Annotated in this window: 16 protein-coding genes; 6 read left to right on the top strand and 10 right to left on the bottom strand. The window is 69.0% G+C overall.

Translation table 11 applies throughout. The features are described from left to right. Positions 1-2: 2 nt before the first annotated feature. The 3 genes from OXG83_01325 to OXG83_01315 all read right to left on the bottom strand — a co-directional run bounded on the left by OXG83_01325 (position 3) and on the right by OXG83_01315 (position 3,387). Positions 3-767 carry a hypothetical protein gene (locus tag OXG83_01325; protein MCY3963650.1) on the bottom strand — a complete coding sequence of 255 codons (765 nt, stop codon included), beginning with the start codon at positions 765-767 and terminating at the stop codon, positions 3-5. Positions 768-859: 92 nt separating this feature from the next. Beyond that, positions 860-2,047: a homoserine O-acetyltransferase gene (locus OXG83_01320; GenBank protein MCY3963649.1), complete on the bottom strand. Its 1,188-nt coding sequence runs from the start codon at positions 2,045-2,047 to the stop codon at positions 860-862. Positions 2,048-2,100: 53 nt separating this feature from the next. Further along, positions 2,101-3,387, bottom strand: coding sequence for a murein transglycosylase A (locus OXG83_01315; GenBank protein ID MCY3963648.1), 1,287 nt, complete (start codon positions 3,385-3,387; stop codon positions 2,101-2,103). 91 nt (positions 3,388-3,478) lie between these two features. Here OXG83_01315 and OXG83_01310 point away from each other — a divergent pair, with 91 nt between their 5' ends. Together OXG83_01310 and OXG83_01305 are read left to right on the top strand one after the other, a co-directional pair. Further along, a complete protein-coding gene (locus OXG83_01310; protein MCY3963647.1) occupies positions 3,479-4,678 on the top strand; it encodes a glycosyltransferase in 1,200 nt (399 codons plus the stop codon). 45 nt (positions 4,679-4,723) lie between these two features. Then, positions 4,724-5,116 carry a DUF6165 family protein gene (locus OXG83_01305; GenBank protein ID MCY3963646.1) on the top strand — a complete coding sequence of 131 codons (393 nt, stop codon included), beginning with the start codon at positions 4,724-4,726 and terminating at the stop codon, positions 5,114-5,116. A gap of 19 nt (positions 5,117-5,135) precedes the next feature. On the opposite strand, the gene OXG83_01300 is transcribed toward OXG83_01305, so the two are convergent. Next, positions 5,136-5,576, bottom strand: a complete 441-nt coding sequence (locus OXG83_01300) for a VOC family protein (GenBank protein MCY3963645.1) — start codon at positions 5,574-5,576, stop codon at positions 5,136-5,138. A gap of 69 nt (positions 5,577-5,645) precedes the next feature. On the opposite strand from OXG83_01300, the gene OXG83_01295 reads away from it, so the two are divergent. After that, entirely contained in the window at positions 5,646-6,809 is a 1,164-nt protein-coding gene (locus tag OXG83_01295) for an aminotransferase (GenBank protein ID MCY3963644.1), read from the top strand. A gap of 575 nt (positions 6,810-7,384) precedes the next feature. Here OXG83_01295 and OXG83_01290 read toward each other — a convergent pair. Both OXG83_01290 and OXG83_01285 read right to left on the bottom strand, forming a co-directional pair. Continuing rightward, a complete protein-coding gene (locus OXG83_01290) occupies positions 7,385-8,050 on the bottom strand; it encodes a metallophosphoesterase family protein (protein MCY3963643.1) in 666 nt (221 codons plus the stop codon). 109 nt (positions 8,051-8,159) lie between these two features. Beyond that, on the bottom strand, positions 8,160-8,561 hold the full coding sequence (locus OXG83_01285; GenBank protein MCY3963642.1) for a hypothetical protein: 402 nt from the start codon (positions 8,559-8,561) through the stop codon (positions 8,160-8,162). A gap of 46 nt (positions 8,562-8,607) precedes the next feature. On the opposite strand from OXG83_01285, the gene OXG83_01280 reads away from it, so the two are divergent. The 3 genes from OXG83_01280 to OXG83_01270 all read left to right on the top strand — a co-directional run bounded on the left by OXG83_01280 (position 8,608) and on the right by OXG83_01270 (position 12,004). Continuing rightward, a complete protein-coding gene (locus OXG83_01280) occupies positions 8,608-9,603 on the top strand; it encodes an MBL fold metallo-hydrolase (GenBank protein ID MCY3963641.1) in 996 nt (331 codons plus the stop codon). Positions 9,604-9,662: 59 nt separating this feature from the next. After that, positions 9,663-10,403 (top strand): SDR family oxidoreductase, encoded by a 741-nt coding sequence (locus tag OXG83_01275; GenBank protein MCY3963640.1) that lies wholly within the window; start codon positions 9,663-9,665, stop codon positions 10,401-10,403. A gap of 89 nt (positions 10,404-10,492) precedes the next feature. Continuing rightward, positions 10,493-12,004: a sulfatase gene (locus OXG83_01270; protein MCY3963639.1), complete on the top strand. Its 1,512-nt coding sequence runs from the start codon at positions 10,493-10,495 to the stop codon at positions 12,002-12,004. A 33-nt stretch (positions 12,005-12,037) separates the two neighbouring features. Here the strand turns inward: OXG83_01270 and OXG83_01265 are convergent, their stop codons facing one another. The 4 genes from OXG83_01265 to OXG83_01250 all read right to left on the bottom strand — a co-directional run bounded on the left by OXG83_01265 (position 12,038) and on the right by OXG83_01250 (position 17,225). Further along, on the bottom strand, positions 12,038-12,709 hold the full coding sequence (locus tag OXG83_01265; protein ID MCY3963638.1) for a helix-turn-helix domain containing protein: 672 nt from the start codon (positions 12,707-12,709) through the stop codon (positions 12,038-12,040). Between the two features lie 86 nt (positions 12,710-12,795). Next, on the bottom strand, positions 12,796-13,995 hold the full coding sequence (locus tag OXG83_01260; protein MCY3963637.1) for an MFS transporter: 1,200 nt from the start codon (positions 13,993-13,995) through the stop codon (positions 12,796-12,798). Then, on the bottom strand, positions 13,992-16,559 hold the full coding sequence (locus OXG83_01255) for an FtsX-like permease family protein (protein ID MCY3963636.1): 2,568 nt from the start codon (positions 16,557-16,559) through the stop codon (positions 13,992-13,994). Before OXG83_01255 ends, OXG83_01260 begins: the two co-directional genes overlap by 4 nt. A 3-nt stretch (positions 16,560-16,562) precedes the next feature. Beyond that, a complete protein-coding gene (locus OXG83_01250) occupies positions 16,563-17,225 on the bottom strand; it encodes an ABC transporter ATP-binding protein (GenBank protein MCY3963635.1) in 663 nt (220 codons plus the stop codon). Positions 17,226-17,254 lie beyond the last annotated feature (29 nt).

Below are 17,254 nucleotides of genomic sequence, written 5' to 3'. Positions count from 1 at the left end.
CGTCAGTCGACGAGTCGAATACGGGTGCCGCAGATGTGGATCACGCCGTCGACGCCCAGGCAGCCCCGCTCGCTCGCGGCTGAACGTGCCCGGTCCGCGTCGACCGCGCGCAGATCGATGCCGCCCAGGCCCTCCGGCCGGCCGTCGGTCGGGAGAACGAACCGCAGGTCGGCATTCTCGAACGGGATCGTCGGCACGCCGCCGACATCGTGCAACGGGATCTCGGCGATTTCGCTCCAGCGGGCCGCGAGCCGGTCCGGGTCCGGGGTCTGAATCTCTCCCGCCACGATCGCGTCGATCACATCGGTCCGCCTGCAGCGCTGCCAGTTATCTCCCGCCGGCTCCCAGGGCCCGTCAGGTTCCAGGCCGTTCGTCTGGCAGTCGATCTCGAAGAACGTCCCGCCGGTGTCCTTGGGATGGAGCTGCATGTTCTGGAAGCCGTGGCGCTCGAACTCGTTGACCAGGCGAATCCCCAACTCCGCGACCCGACGCCGGCGAGGGGCGTGATCGTCGCACTGGGTGATGAACATGTAGCCGCCGTCGCCGCCGCGCTTCTCCAGGTAGCGGCCGCCCGCGGTGTTCTCCTCGATCGGCGCCACGACCTCGAGCAACTGGTTGCCGATCGGCAGCAGGGCGTTCTCGAGCCCGAACCGGACGATGCCGGGATCGTTGAAGCAGACCTCGATGTCAAAAACCGCCTCCAGGTCGTCGACGACCGGGGCGAGTTCCTCCGCTACGAGACAGATCTGCCGCAGGCGCAACCACATGACGAATCTCCTTCAGGTGCTTCGGTTCGAACGAAACGCCGGATCATGGCATGAATCCGCCGGACCCTGGCCAGGTCGCTCCGCGGCTGCGTCTACGGCCAGGAACCCCGACCCTCCAGCAGGAAGGTCAGATGCGGGTGGTACAGCGCCGGTTCCAGCAGGAACGAGTCGTGCCCCTTGTCGGAGTGGACGATGATTCTCATGCAACTGACACCGGCTTCCTCCAGCGTGGCCATCAGTTCGCCCTGCTCCTCGGGGTAGTAGCAGACGTCAGAGTTGATCGAAAAGATGAGGAAGCGCTGGTCCCGGCAGCGCTCGAAGGCGTCCTGAAGTGAGCCGACGCCGGCGGCCGCGGCCAGATCGAACTGGCTCCAGGCGTCGAGAATCCGCAGGTAGGAGTTGGCGTCGAACCGGGCCGCGAACTTCCGGCCCTGATGCCTCATGTAGGACTCGATCGGGTGGTTCACGCCGTACCATGGGACGCCCGACGCCTCGGCAACCATGTTCCGTGCCCGCCGTCGCAACGTGCGCAGCGAGACGAACGTCTTGTGGTTGATCTGGCGCGCGATCTTCATCCCCTCGAGTTCCGTACCCGGCGGGTAGTCGCCGTCGTCGAACCGCGGATCGTTGGCGATCGCCTGGATCTGCTCGAAGTTGTGGATCCGCTGGAGCGGCGTCACCTCCATGCCGGCGGCGACCACGACGACGTTGCGCACCCGTTCCGGGAACATGACCGCGAGATCGAGAACCGCCATGCCGCCGGTCGAGGGTCCGATCCCTGCGTGCAGCACGTCGATTCCCAGCCGGTCGACGAGGCGCATCGCGGCGCGCACCGAGTCGGAGAAACGCACCCGCGGGAAGGACGGGCCCCAACGCTCGCCGGTGGCCGGGTCGATCGACAGCGGGCCCGTCGATCCGTAGCAGCCGCCGATGTAGTTGACGCAGATGACGCAGAAGTGGTCGGTGTCGATCGCGCGCCCTGGTCCGATGAACTCGTGCCACCAGCCAACGACCATCTCGTCGGTCCAGGCGTCGCCCAACCCGGGTACCCCGTGGTTCGTACCCGCGGCGTGGTGGCTGCCGGTCAGGGCGTGGAACAGGAGCACGACGTTGTCGCGCTCGGCGTTCAGTTCGCCGTACTGTTCCCAGGCCAGGGTGAACCCGGACAGCGTGTCGCCGCAACGGAGTTCGAGCGGTTCGTCGAAGTGCTCGAACCGGGTCTCGACGACGCCGATGCCGCCGCTGGCATCCGTCGGCTGCAGGTTGCGAACCGTCTCCATGCGCCGACACTACTCCACCCGACCGTCAGCGTAAGAGCCGGTGAGCCAGACGGTTACGGCGGTGACACCAGACTTCGCGGCGCCAGCGCCCAGTAGCGGCCCCGGTGCGCCATGCGCCCCGCAATCGCGCGCGCCCGTTCGCCGGCGCCCCAGAAGACGTCGCCGCGCACCGCGCCCCGGATCGCGCCGCCGACGTCCTGAGCCACGAGGAGCCACTGGCGGCGCTCGTCGGAAGCGTCGGCGGCCGCGGCCGGGATCATCGCATCGAGCCAGACGGGAACGCCGAGCGGAATGTGCTGACGGTCGACCGCCAGGGAACGCTCCGCGGTCAGGGCGACGCCCTGGGCGCCGACCGGGCCCTCGCCGCGGATCTCGCGAAAGAAGACATAGGAGTCGTTCGTCGTCATGACCTCGCCGGCGCGGTCGGGATGCTCCCGCAGCCAGGCATCGATCGACTGCAGCGACACTTCTTCCAGCGTCAACTCGCCCCAGTCGACCAGGGTGCGGCCGATCGCGTGGTACGGGTGGCCGTTCTGTGCCGCGTAGCCGACCCGGAAGCTGGAGCCGTCGTCGAGTGCGATCCTCCCTGAACCCTGGATGTGGAGGAAGAAGGCGTCGATCGCGTCGTCGACCCAGACCAGCTCGAGTCCGCGGCCGACGAGCGAACCGGCCGTGATCGCCTCGCGGTCGTCGTAGGGCTCCAGGCTTCGCCCCTGGACCCTCCCGGCCACGCGGCGTCCCCGCAGATCATCCCGGAACCGCCCCAGGTCGACCGATATGAGGTCCGGGGGCTGCATGTAGAGCGGCACCCTGTAGCGCGCGCTGCGACGGCGGCTGCCGTGCAGCAGAGGCTCGAAGTAGCCCGTGAAGAGGCCGATCCGGCGCGACCAGCCAGAGCCTTCGCCCGGCCGGCCGCCGGCCGCGTCCACGTCGGCTCGGGAAAGCGGCACAGCGACCACCTCGCGCTCGATGACCGCGCGGACCTCCTGCTCGCCGGCCGCATCGCCCAAGCCGCGCAGTGCGCCGCAGAAGGCCCGCCAGTCGGCAGGCGTGCCGCCCAGCTCGACCGGCTGGTGCGGCCGGTCCGCAGGCTGCACCAGCAGTCGATCGCAACTCCTGAGCAAAGCCGGCACGGCCTCCGACACATCGTCATCGGCCCAGCCCGGCAGCGTAGCGACCTCGACCGGCGGCCCGTAGACGGCAATCGCCTCAGCGTCGGGCGGTGCCGGCGCCTCGGCTGCCCCGGGCACCCCCAGCCATCCCGTGATCCGTTCAGGTCCGATCGCCAGGACGGTCGCCACCAACGCCCAGCCCAAGGCGACGAGCAAGGCGATCCGCATCCCGCGTTCCCGCGAGACTCCTCCCCGTTCCGACGTCGGCGCCATGGAGCGGAGACGGTAGCAGCAGCCGGTGGCGGGTACGCTCTCGGCGATGACCGAACGCCCCCTGCGCTGGCTGTTCTTCTACGACTGCATCTACCCGGAATCGCTCGGCGGCGTCGAGCACCGGAACTACGAGCTGGCGCGGGAACTCGGGCGGCTCGGCCACGAGGTCGTGCTGTCGGGGTGGGCCGAGTCTCCTGCCGAGCCCCACCCCAACGTCCGCGTCCAGCCGGTGGCCAGGGCGAGTCGGCGCTACCTGACCCGCGGTCGCCGATCGGGTCTCGAAGCGATGCTGCTCGCCTCCCAGGTGCGCAGGATTCCGCTCGAAGGCATCGACATCGTCGAGACCGCGAACATCCCGTACCTGCACCTGCCCCTGCTCGCCCGCCGCTGCCGGCGCCGGCGCATTCCGCTGCTCGTCACCTGGCACGAACACTGGGGACGCTACTGGCGACAGCACCGGCCTCCGGGGCGGTTCGGCCCCGGCATGTGGCGGTTCTACGCTCTCTGCGAACGCCTGTCGCTCCGCTTCGGTACGCAGGCGGTAGCGGTCAGCCAGCTCACCGCCGGCCGCGTATCGGCGGTGCGCGGCGAAGCCGTCGATGTGATCCCGAACGGCATTCCGTTCGAGAGGATTCGCGCCCTCGCGGCCGACGCGGACACGGCCGCTCCGCCCCTGGTCTACGCCGGCCGGCTGATCCCTGAGAAGCGGGTCGACCTGCTGCTCGACGCAACGGCGAGACTCGCGGCCACCGACACTGGCCGCGGGCTCGTCAGCGAACGCGGTGCCCTGCTCCGGATCATCGGCGGCGGCCCGGCGGAAGACGACATTCGCGCCCACATCGAGCGCAAGAGCCTCACCCGCGTCGTCGACTTCGCCGGCAGGCTGCCCGAGAACGAGGACGTCTGGCGCGCGGTCGCCGGTGCCGCCGTCGCGGTGCAACCCTCTGCCCGCGAAGGCTTCGGACTCTTCCCGCTGGAAGCGATGGCCGCCGGCGTACCCGTGGTCCACTGCCGCTCCGCCAACAGCGCGGTGTCCGAACTGGTCCGCGACGGCCGGGACGGCTGGGAAGTCGAACCCGACGCGCGCGAGCTGGCCGCCCTGCTGGAACGGCTGCTCGATGCGCGCGCGCGACTTGCCGCCGCTTCGAACTCGGCCGTCGAGCGCGCGGCCGGCTACGACTGGCGGAAAGTGGCCGCCCAGGTCGTCGAAGCGGGAAGCGAGCTGGTCCGGCGTGAGCGGACCTGAGCGGCCGAATCGCAAGGCCCGAACTGCTGTAGTGTCTGCGCCGTCGTGGGCACCGTGCTGCAGGTCGAGGTATCGGCGGGCGAACTGATCGACAAGATCACGATCCTCGAGATCAAGGCCGAACGGATCGCCGACCCGGACAAGGTCGCGAACGTCCAGCGCGAACTCCGGAGCCTGACGGCTGCGCGCAGCGAAGCGCTGCCGAGCTCCCCGGAACTGGACGAGTTGACCGCGGAACTGCGCCGGATCAACGAGCGGCTGTGGGAGATCGAGGACGACATCCGCGACTGCGAACGGAAGCGCGAGTTCGGCGAACGCTTCATCGAACTCGCCCGGGCGGTCTACCGCACGAACGACCGGCGCGCCGCCGCCAAGCGGAGCATCAACGAACTGCTGGGCTCGGAACTGGTCGAAGAGAAGGACTACGCGGCCTACTGAGGGCCGAAGCCTGCTCCCTCTACCAGGTACCTTCGTTTGGCATCGAGGCCCAGGGCTCCTCGACCGGCAGGGAGCCGCCGGCCTGCAGGAGCTCGATCGAGATGCCGTCCGGCGACCGGATGAACGCCATGCGGCCGTCCCGGGGCGGCCGGTTGATCACGACGCCCTGCTCCTGGAGCGAGCGGCAGGTGCCGTAGATGTCCTCGACCTCGAAGGCCAGGTGACCGAAGTTCCGGCCCCCGGTGTAGTCCTCGGGGTCCCAGTTGTAGGTCAGTTCCAGAAGCGGCGCGGTCCGCTCGCGCGCGAGCTCCACATCCGAAGGCGCGGCCAGAAACACGAGCGTGAACCGTCCCTGCTCGCTGTCGAAGCGGCGCAGTTCGACCATCCCCAGCTTGCCGCAGTAGAAGTCGAGCGCCTCCTCCAGGCTGTGGACCCGGACCATCGTGTGCAGGTACTTCATGCCTCGCCTCCCTGATCGCTGCCGGCGGCTCCGTTCTCGCCGCCCGGACGATCCGGTAGCTTACGCCCAGTGCTGATCAGATCCGTAGTTCAGCGAGTGATCGATTCGCCGATCACCCAGGTCGGACGCTGGAAGAGCAGGGCCGCCAGCGACCTTCCGCTGATCGACGTCTCCCAGGCGGCGCCGACCTACCCGCCCGCGCAGGAACTGCGCGACCACATCGCCTTTCAGGCCCAGAGCCCGGCCACGGCGACCTACACCGACCAACAGGGGATCCTCCCACTCCGCGAGGCGCTGGCCCGCAACCTGACCACCGACTACGACGCCCCGGTGGCCGCCTATCAGGTGGCCGTCACAGCCGGCTGCAACCAGGCCTTCTGCCTGGCGATGATGGCCCTCACCGAGCCCGGCGACGAGGTCCTCGTCCCACTGCCGTCCTACTTCAACCACGACATGTGGCTGCGCTCCCAGGACGTCAGGCCGGTCTATCTCGAGCCAGGCCCGGACATGATGCCCGACCCCGACGACGCCGCGGCCGCCGTAACCCCCGCCACCCGCGCAATCGTCCTGGTGACCCCGAACAACCCGACCGGCGCCGTCTACCCGCCGGACCTCCTGGAACGCTTCTTCGAACTCGCCAAGAGCCGCGGACTGGCGCTCGTCATCGACGAGACCTACCGTGAGTTCCGGGAGCACTCCGACCCGGCGCACCGCCTCTTCGCTCGCTCCGACTGGAGCGACACCCTGATCCACCTCTACAGCTTCTCCAAGGCGTACTGCATGGCGGGCTACCGGATCGGCTGCATGGCCACGAACCCCGCCCTGCTCCGCGAGACGCTCAAGATCGCCGACTGCGTCGCCCTCTGCCCGTCCCACATCGGCCAACTGGCGGCCAACTTCTGTCTCGAACACCTCGACGACTGGAAGCGGGACTACCGCCGCACCGTCCGCGACCGCGTCGCCTACGCCGCCCGCCGCATCCGCGAAGCGAACACGGACTTCGAAGTCGCCTCCTACGGCGGTTACTTCGTCTACCTCCGCCACCACTGTACCGACCGCTCGTCCGCCTCCGTCGGCCGCAGCCTCGCCGAGGACCACGGCATCCTCTGCCTCGCCGGCTCCATGTTCGGCCCCGGCCAGGACCGCTACCTCCGCCTCGCCTTCGCCAACGTCGACCTCCCCGTCATCGACGAACTGGTCGACCGGCTCGAGAACCTGGGCGCGGCTGGCTAGCGGCAGCGTGTATCGGTGACACCCGCCTGCCTTGGGGTGCGAGGGGTCAGCCTCCAGGTGCCGTGCCATCCGTGCGCCCGATGACGGGCACACGGGCTGGTTCACGGGTGGCGCGGATCGCGCCACCCGGGTTCGCGCTTTCTCAGAAGATGCAAGGGGGTGCGCTCACTGCACTCCACTCGCTCCGGTTCGACCTCGGACGCCGTCAGGACCTCGGAAGTCGCTCGTTCCGAGCCACCTGGAGGCTGACCCCTCGCACCCCCGGGCAGGCTGGACGTCGTCGTCCTGAGCCGAAGCCACCCTTCAGCGCTTTACTCGCCGGACCACAGCCGAAGTTGCCTCGCCGACCACCTCCAGCCCGCGTCCGGGGGCCGGAGGAGAGGGTCCCAGCGAGGCTGTCGGCAAGCGACGCCCGGCGACCTCACATGAACCGACACCGAACCGGAGCGCAGCCGACCGCAGCGAACGCTCACCCTCCATTCATCCGGCAAGCGTGAGCGTCCGCTGGGACCCTCTCCTCCGGCCCCCGGCGGGCGGGTGACGCCGACGCCCCATCGCCAGCCGATGCCCGCCGGCTACGGCGCCAGGATCTCGAACTCGACGGACCCAGCGCCCGGATCGGCTTCGATGACGACAGAGCGGCCCTGGAACCAGGGGCCGGGGTTGACGATGCGCGTGGCGCCGATCGTGTCGGAGCCGATCGCTTCGTGGATGTGGCCGGAGAAGACGAGGTCGGGTTGGTGGTGCTCGACCGCAGCGCGGAGTGTTCTCGAGCCGACGTGGTTGCCGCGCGCGAGGTCGCAGGTCGTGCCGAAGGGAGGCTGGTGGGAGACGAGAATCGTGGGCTGACCGTCCACCCGGGCGGCGCGGTCGAAGGCCTCGGCCGCGACCCGTTCGTAGTCCTCCTCGGTGCGCTCGTAGGGAAGGTCACCGAAGGGGAGACCGCCGGAAAGGCCGAGGAAGCGGACTCCGTCGATCACGCGCGCGCGTCGGTCCAGGTCGATGTCGATGTCGCGGAAGTAGTCGTCCACCGACCGCTGATCGCAGTTGCCGCAGACCGCCAGCACCGGAACTCCCGAATCCTGAAGCGGTTCGACGATCCGGCGGGCATGATCCGGACCGAGGAAGTTCGTCAGGTCCCCGGCCAGGAGCACGAGGTCGAAGCCGGACGGGTCCGGCAACCGCGGGGGCCTCTTGCCGGACCAGTGCAGATCAACGACGCCGAGAATTCGGAGAGTCAAGGTCGAACTCCACTCCGCCGCCGAAGTAGGTCGACGACGCCGAGGATGCGCAGCGTCAACTCAGGGCCCCCGGCCGCCCGCGCCACTCACGCCAGCGCCCGCTGGAGCGTCAGTGAACCAGCGAAGGAGTGGCATGAGCCGACTCCTGGGGCTCGTCGTCCAGGCCGTGGGACATGACGAAGACCCACGCCGCCGTGCGCTCGCGTTCCGTCTCCGAGATCAACTCGAAGACGTACTCGTTGTCCTGCTCGCCCTGGAAGGACTGCACGTAGGCAACCCGCTCACGGTCGATCAGAATCTCGCCGACGAGCCTCTTTCCGTACACGAGCTGCGCGATCAGCAGGTTGTCGTTCTCCGCAACGAACTGCCAGTGGAAGTCCTCGTCGTCGCAGAGCAGGGCGTCGACCGATCCGGCCCGGATGACGCAGTTCGGATGGAGGACGAGCCAGTTCCAGAACGCGTCGAGATCGAGCGTGGCCCGGGAACGCTCGACCGCGGTCGGGGCAGTCATCGCGCAATCGTATCTACGCCGGAGGGGTTTTGGCTAAAGTGCGCCCATGCCTGACGCCTCGCCCTGGACCGGGCTCGGAAGTCCCCGGTTCGCCTTCGAACGGGGTCTGCACGACCTCGGCAACAACTCGTTCGCCTGGCTCCAGCCGGACGGCGGCTGGGGCTGGAGCAACGCCGGCCTGATCGTGAGCGGTGACGAGTCGCTGCTCGTCGACACGCTCTTCGACCTCCCGAACACGCGCGAGATGCTCGACGCGATGAAGAGGGCGCACGACGCCGCCGGTGACATCGACCGGCTGGTCAACACCCATTCGAACGGCGACCACACCCACGGCAACGAACTCGTCGCCGGTGCCGAGATCGTCGCGTCGGCGACCGCGGCCGCCGAGATGGAAGCAACCACGCCGGCGGGCCTCGCGGCGCTGATGCGAGGCGCCCGCGAGAACGGCGGCCTGGTCGGCGACTTTCTGGTGGAGTGCTTCGGCAGCTTCGACTTCGAGGGGATCACCCACACGCTGCCCCACCGGACCTTCGAGGGCCAGTTGACGCTCACGGTAGGCGACAAGCGCGTAGAGCTGAGCGAAGTCGGGCCGGCCCACACCGGTGGCGACATCATGGTCCACGTCCCCGACGACCGGACCGTGTTCACCGGCGACATCCTGTTCATCGAGGGCGCTCCGATCATCTGGGCGGGACCCGTCCAGAACTGGATCGACGCCTGCGACCTGCTGCTGAGCTGGGACCTGGAGACGATCGTGCCGGGCCACGGTCCGATCACCGGTAACCGCGGCGTGGAAGCCATGCGCGCCTACCTCGTCTACATCCGCGACGAGGCGAGGAAGCGCTACGACGCGGGCCTCAGTGCCCGAGACGCGGCATTCGACATCGCTCTCGGTGACTTCGAGTCGTGGGGCGACAGTGAACGGATCGCGATCAACGTCGACTCGCTTTACCGCGAGTTCAGCGGCGACGACGGCGACCGCACCCACATGCAGGAGTTGTTCACCCGCATGGCCGAACTGGCACGGGATCGAAGGCGATAGCGCGCCGGCTTCCGGCGCTTGACCCAGGCAGAGAACGACAACGAAGGGGAGAGGCAAGGATGGATCTGGGAATCCACGGAAAGAAGGCCGCCGTGGCCGCGGCATCGACGGGACTCGGCTTCGGCTGCGCCAAGGCGCTGCTCGAGGACGGCGTGGAAGTCGCGATCTGCAGCCGCAGCGAGGAGCGCATCAAGGAAGCCGCCGCGGAGCTGGGCACCGGCGCCGTGCCGATCGTCGCCGACATGTCGACGGAGGACGGCGCGCGTTCCTTCGTCGAACAGGCGATCGCGAAGCTGGGCCAGGTCGACATCCTTGTCGCCAACGCCGGCGGACCCCCACCCGGCTCGCCCGCGACCACGTCGATCGACGGCTACCGCCAGGCGATCGACCTCAACCTGCTGTCGACGATCGTCATGTGTCAGGCCGCCCTCCCGGGAATGCGCGAGCGCGGCTGGGGACGGATCGTGGCGATCACTTCGATTGGCGCCCGTCAGCCCATCGGCAACCTCGCCGCGTCGTCGGTCGCCCGCGCCGGCGTCAGCAGCTTTCTCAAGACCCTGTCGGCGGAGGTCGCCCGCGACGGCGTCACGGTCAACTCGGCCCAGCCCGGCATCCACGCCACCGACCGCATCCAATCGCTAGGCAACACGGACGTCGTGGCGCAGCGGGTGCCCACCGGCACGCTGGGCACGGCCGACGACTTCGGCAAGGCCGTCGCCTTCCTGTGCTCCGAGCCGGCGCGGTTCATCACGGGCACCAGCATCCTGCTCGATGGCGGCGCCTACCAAGGGCTGATCTAGGAGTCCGCGCGCTTCCCGCGCCACTTGAACGTCCCAACTACGTTCGCAATACTGAGGGACTAGATCCACACGAACAGCTCGGAGGATCCATGAAGAGGACTCTGGCCGCCGTTCTGCTGCTCAGCCTCATCTCGTGCGGCCCCAGCGATCCGGGCTCCGACGCCGGCTCTGCCGAGCGACCGAGCGTCCTGTTCATCGTTGCCGACGACCTGAACGTCGCGCTCGGCAGCTACGGCGCCTACCCGACCGCGCGCACTCCGAATCTGGACCGTCTGGCGGCCGAGGGCATCCGCCTCGACCGTGCGTACGCCCAGCATCCGGTCTGCAATCCCTCGCGCGCGTCGTTCCTCAGCGGCCTAAGGCCCGAGACGACGCAGGTCCTCCACAACTTCCAGGAGCCGCGCCACGCGGTCGGCGACGCCGTCATGCTTCCCGAGTACTTCCGGCAGCATGGCTACTTCACGGCGCGGGTCGGCAAGGTTGCCCATGGCCGCTATGAGGACTCGGTGACCTGGGACATCTCGGAGAACGCCCGGCGGCGTCCGAGCGACCAGTACCTGCCCGGCGCCGACGACTCGGCCGTCCGTGACAACTCCTGGACCAACGGCTCCGAGGACGGCATGTCGCGCGCCGAAGTGTTCGCGCCCCACGGCCGCACCGGCGGCCTGCCCCTCACGTGGCGGGCCACCGACGAACTCGAGGAGGAGACACCCGACGGTCGCACCGCGCGCAGGGTCATCGAGTTGCTGCGCAAGCACGGCGACAAGCCCTTCTTCATCGCCGCCGGCTTCCACAAGCCGCACCAGCCCTGGGTAGCGCCGGCCAGCTTCTTCGAGCAGCACCCGATCGGCGGTGTCGAGCTGCCGCGGGAACCAGCCGACGACCGCGAGGACATTCCGTTGCCCGCGCTCGTCGGCTACCCGGACGACGCCCTCCACACCGACGACCAGAAGCGCCAGGCGATCGCCGCCTACCACGCCACCGTCACGTTGATCGACCACCAGGTCGGCCTGCTCCTCGATGCGATCGTCGAACTCGGCCTCGAGGAATCGACGATCGTCGTCTTCGTCAGCGATCACGGCTTCCACCTTGGCGAGCATCAGGGCATGTGGCGCAAGCAGTCGCAGTTCGAGGAGTCGACCCGTGTGCCCCTGATCGTGCGCGCGCCCGGCATCGCAGGCGGCGCGACGTCGACGGGTCTGGTTGAACTCGTCGACCTCTACCCGACACTGGCCGACCTTTCCGGCCTTCCCACGCCCGTCGGTCTCGAGGGCACGAGCTTCCGACCGCTGCTCGAAGACCCGGCCCGGGACTGGAAGAGCGCGATCTTCTCGCGCTCGGACCGCTTCACGCGCCCCGACCGGCAGCACCTCACCGCCGGGCTCAGTCTTCGAACCGACCGTTACCGCTACACAGAGTGGACTCCGGTCTCCGGAAGCGACGAGGTGGAGATCGAACTCTACGACCTGGAGACGGATCCTCGAGAGTTCGACAACCTGAGCCAGGATCCGGGCCACGCCGGCTTGAAGGACCGGCTGGCACGCGAACTCGAAGCCGGCTGGACGGCTGCCTTGCCCGCCGGAGTCCCGGCTCCGTCGTAGAGCGTCGTTCGATCTCGCCCGGACTGGCCGCGGTCAGACCGCGGCGGTTTCAAGCGCCGCCTCGATAGCGGCCAGCCGACTCTGGCTCTCGAGCATCTCCTGCTCGAGTCCAGGCCGCGACGCGTCCGTCGAGCCCGCCAGCAGGCAGAGGTTCACGAGATAGCCGACCCGAGCCAACGTCTCCTCCGCATCGGTCAGGCGCCGGGCCCACAGCGACAGCCACACGCCTGCGTGACCGAGAACGACCAGCGCGAATTGCTCGGGATCGACCGAGGGAAGCATGTCTCCTCCGGCCGCCGCGCGACGGAGTTCCTTCTCCAGATGCGCCTTCGCGACCACGCCGATCGGGCCGCTGCCCGGACGGCGCCAGCGCTTTGGCAGATTGATGGGCCGCGCCAGCTCGGCAGGCGACTCCGAGACGCCTAGCGTCAGGTCGACGATCGCGCGAATGCGCTCAAAGGGCTCCGTCTCTTCGAGTTTCCCGATCTGGCGTTCGAGTCTGCGAGCCCCGGACCTCCGCAGGGCCTCGAGAATCTCCTCCTTCGACCCGTAGTAGTTGTAGAGCGTCGTGACGTCGAGACGGGCCTTGCGGGCCAGCGCCCGCATCGTGCACGCCTCGATACCGCCATCGGAGATCAGCTTGGTCGCCGCCTCCAGGATCCGTCGCTTGCGACGGCGCATGTTGAGTTCTCTTCGGCCAGCCATGTGCTCCTCAGTGTAGCGGCGATTGACGAAAACTCCAACCCTGTTGGTGGACCCGGTAAAGGACACCGAACGGCTTCCAGGCGGCCCTAGCGCGCGCGGACGTATCCCCTCCCCGCCGCCCACAACGAAACGCAGCCAAGCCAGGACAACCCCGTACTCAGCGCGTAGGCGTTCCGATAGCCGCCGGCAAAGTCGTGAGCCCAACCGAGCAGCAACGGTCCCAACGCCACGCCCACCGACGCGCACAGCGTGCTGACCGAGTAGATGCGCGCGAAGCTCCTGGTGCCGAACGCCTCGGCCAGCAGCAGCGGCTGCATCATGAGGAAGCTTCCAATCGTGAGTCCGAACGCTCCCGAGGCGATCAGCAGGCCCGCCACGTTCGTGCTCGATCCCAACACGAAGAGGGTCACTCCCTGAAGAACGAGCATGGCCAGCGCGAAGCCGCGATAGGGGAGTCTCTCCAGCAGCGCGCCCGAGGCCAGACGCCCCACGACGCTGGCAGCGGCCAGCACGGAGACGGCCCTCCCAGCCACGTCCGGCTCGTAGGCACTGACCAGCTTGAACTGGTGCGCGATGCCGCCGACCTGCGCCATCAGTCCGAAGAAGAAGGTCACCGCGATACCGGCGAAGTAGCGGGAACGAAACGCTTCACGCGCCCCGACGCCCGGATCCTCCCCGCCGTCGAACTCGCCGGCCAGGTCCGTCTCGCCGCGAGGCCGTGGCAGCAACCGCCACAGCGCCAGCGGCAGAATGCCCAGAACGTACGTCGCAGCCAGGATCTCCGTACCGCGGCCCAGGCCATGCTCGGCGACCGCCCAGGCGGCGAACGGCGCGACCACGATGCCGCCCGCGGAGAGGCCGGTGAACACGATCGAGAGTGCCAGGGCCCGCCGTCGCGCGAACCACCTCGTGATCAGCGTGCTTGCGGTCAACATGTTCGTGGCCGAGAAGCCGATGCCGAACACGATGAACGCCGCATAGACCTCGAGAATCGTCTCGACGCGGCCGATCGCGACCAGCGATGCGGCGCAGACGGCGACGCCGGCGGCGACGGACCAGCGGGCGTCGATCCGCTCGATCAGGCTGGCAACGGCGAGACCCATGAAACCGCTCGTGGCGAAGAACACCGTCGACGCGAACGACGCGGAGAACACCGAGAAGCCGCGCTCCCGGGTCAGGGCCTCGAGCAGCACGGACTGGTTGTAGAAGCCCAGACCCGACGAGAACATCATCATCGCGAAGAGCGCACTGACGATCTGCCAGCGGGTGGAGATGCGCAGCGTCACGACGCCTCCCGCAGCGAGTCGATGGGCGGCCTTCGCAAGGCGCGCGTGCTCGCCAGGATGCCGGTGGCGAGCGACAGCAGCCCTCCCGCTACCAGGGCGCCGAGCACCGCCCACGGACGGAACGACCATTCGAGTTCCAGTTCTTGTACAACGAGCCACCAGGCCGCGGCCGTGCCAAGAAAAGCGGCCACGACCGAGGCGGAAAGACCGATCAGCGCGTACTCGGCCGCGAAGGCTCGCAGGACATCGAGGCGAGTCGAGCCGATCGTCTTGAGCAGGGCCACTTCCCGGCCGCGGCGAGACGAACCGGCGGCGACCGCCCCGGCCAGTGTCAGCAGGGCCGCAGCGACGGTGAAGCTGCCGAGAACCCGCACGCCGAGTTGGAGGTTCGAGATCAGGTCGACGACTTTCTGCAACAGCTCGCGGATCCGCAACACCGCGACACCCGGGTGCGCTCGGACCACCTGATCCTGAATCTCCTGTTCCCTTTCCCCTGGCAGCCGCGCCGCCGCGATCCTGGTCTGGGGCGCACCCTCGAGCACACCCGGTTCGACCACCAGGAAGAAGTTGATGCCGAAGCCCTCCCAGTCCACCCGACGCAGACTGGTCACGGTGATGTCGACTTCCCGCCCGCCAACGTCCAGAGCGATCACGGAACCGACACCGACGCCGATCGTCTCGGCGAACTCGTCTTCGACGCTGACTTCGGCGACCGCCGGATCGAACCACGGCGCGCGGTTGGAGACGGGCTCCTGCGAGTCGACGAACACGTTGTCCGCCGGCAGTTCATCGAGATAGGTCAGCCGAAGCTGCCTCGTCAGGGCCCAGCGGTTGCTGTCGTCGATGCGATCTTCGACGCGCTCACCGTCGATCGTGCGGATCCGGGCCATCACGACGGGAGCGGACTGAACCCCGACGGCGCCTTCCCGCGCGAGCAGCGAGTCGAGCCTGCTCCACTCTTCGGACGAGACGCCCAGAAGGAACACGCTCGGCGCGTCCGAAGGCAGCTCGGACTCGAGCTGGTCACGAAGATGCCCCTGAACGACGACCATCGCCAGCAGCACCATGAGTCCCAGTCCCAGAGCCACCGTCGCCGGCAGGGTTCCCGACTCGGGGCGCGCGAGCGCCGAGATGCCGTGTCGCAGCCAGTACGCTCGGCACAACGGCGCCACTCGCCGGGCGATGCCGCGCACGGCAAGGGCGGCCAGACAGAGGCCGGCGACCCCGGCGGCCAGACCGCCCAGAAACTGCAGCGCCAGCCACAGGGAACCCGCCTGCAGAGCGGCCGAACCAGCCACTCCGGCGGCCACGGCGGCCAGCGAGATCACGGAAGCCGCCCGCGAGCCGGGCAGCGGCTCCGCAGTGCGGCGGAACACGCGGGCCGGCGGCGCCCGCAGGACGACCAGAAGAGCCGGAGCCGAGAAGGCCGTCGACACGAAGGCGCCCAGCAGAATGCCCCGCGTCAGTGCGAGCGGCTGCCAGATCGAGATCGCCTCCGCGGGCAGAGCTCCGCCGAGGATCGCCGGCACTAGCAGGATCGACAGCAAACCGACGACGCCGCCGACGACACCCGCGCCACAACCCAGCAGCATCGCCTGAACCAGGTACGCGCGCATCAGGTCGCGGGGCCGCGCCCCAAGACACTTGAGAATTGCCAGCGCGTCCAGGCGCTGCAGCAACCAGGCGCGCACACCCTGCGCCACGCCCACGCCGCCTACCAGAAGAGACAGCAGCGCGACCAACCCCAGGTAGCGTTCCATCCGCTCCAGGTCGCGGCGAATGCCGGGCTGGGCATCCACGTACGTCTCGACCCGCACGGTCGGATCGTTGTCGAGGGCGTTCCGGACCGTCTCCGCCTGGCTCTCAAGGTCGTCTGGCGAACTCTCGTCCGGCAACCGCACCAGTGCCCGGTAGCCGCCGAAACCAGCGAACGGGAGTACGCCGGCCGCCTCCTGCCCCGCGACGCTCACGATGACCCGCGGGCCGACGGAGAGGCCCACCGGAAGGCGATCGGGCTCTCCGACCAGCGCACCCGCGATGCGCAGCGTCCGTCGACCCAGCCGCAACTCGTCGCCCACCTCGAGTCCAAGGCGCGAGAGCGCCTCGGGGGCCACGAGCGCGGAGTGGTCGCCGAGGACCTCGGCCGGTGTCCGGCCCACGGGCAGAGGCGGCTCCACGGTCAGCTCGCCGTAGAACGGATAGCCGCCGGAGACGGCCTTCAACTCGACGAACAGACTCGACGCACCCTCCTCGCGAGGGGGTCTTGGCGCCGCTCGACCGGCCATGGCCGCCAACTCCCGGACCTCCGCGCGCACCGCCCCCGGAAGCTGGTCGATCGCGTCCAGTGCCCGCTGCGGCAGCGGCACGCGCGAACGCACCGCGAGGTCGGCGGCCAGCAGTTTCTTCGCCTCGCCGCGGATCACTCCGTCCACGCTCGAAGCCAGCCCGGCCACGGACACGACGGCGCCCACGCCGACGGACAGGCAGACGAGCCACACCCATACACGGCCCAGGGAGCCGCGGAACTCCCACAGGGAGTAGCGAAGCGCCGTACCCGGTCCCACGATTCAGCCGCCGGTAAGGAAGCGCCCGTCGACCATGACGAGCTCGCGGTCGGCGCGGGCCGCGACCGCCGGATCGTGGGTCACGAGCACGAGGGTCGAACCGTAGCGGTCCCGGAGCGCCATCATCACGTCGAGCACGGCGGCTCCGGTGGCCGAGTCCAGATTGCCGGTCGGCTCGTCGCCGAGCAGGATCGCGGGTTCGGCCGCGAAGGCCCGGGCCAGCGCCACCCGCTGCTGCTCACCGCCCGAGAGCTGCGACGGGTAGTGGTGGCCGCGCTCGGCGAGGCCGACGTCCGCGAGCAGGGCCTCCGCGCGCTCCCTCGAACGCCGGCGGCCGAGCAGATCCAGCGGGAACTGGACGTTCTCCCGCGCGGTCAGGTTGCCGAGCAACTGAAAGGCCTGGAAGACGAAGCCGATCTTCTCGCGCCGCAAGAGCGCCAGTTCGTCCTCGCTCAGGCCCTCGATCGCCCGGCCGTCGATCAGGACGCTGCCCGCGGTCGGGCGATCGAGCCCCGCCAGCAGCGCCAGCAGCGTCGACTTGCCCGCTCCCGACGGGCCGCGGATGGAGACGCACTCCCCCGCCGCCACCTCGAGATCGAGGTCGTCGACGACGACCAGGGTGCGCTCGCCGGAGCGCAGCTCGCGACGCAGTCTCCGGGTCTCGATCCGCGGAGGAGTTCGAGGCGACGCGACGA

The sequence above is a fragment of the Acidobacteriota bacterium genome, assembly GCA_026707545.1.
Lineage (GTDB): Bacteria > Acidobacteriota > Thermoanaerobaculia > Multivoradales > Multivoraceae > Multivorans.
This window is presented reverse-complemented; position numbering and strand designations above follow the sequence as displayed.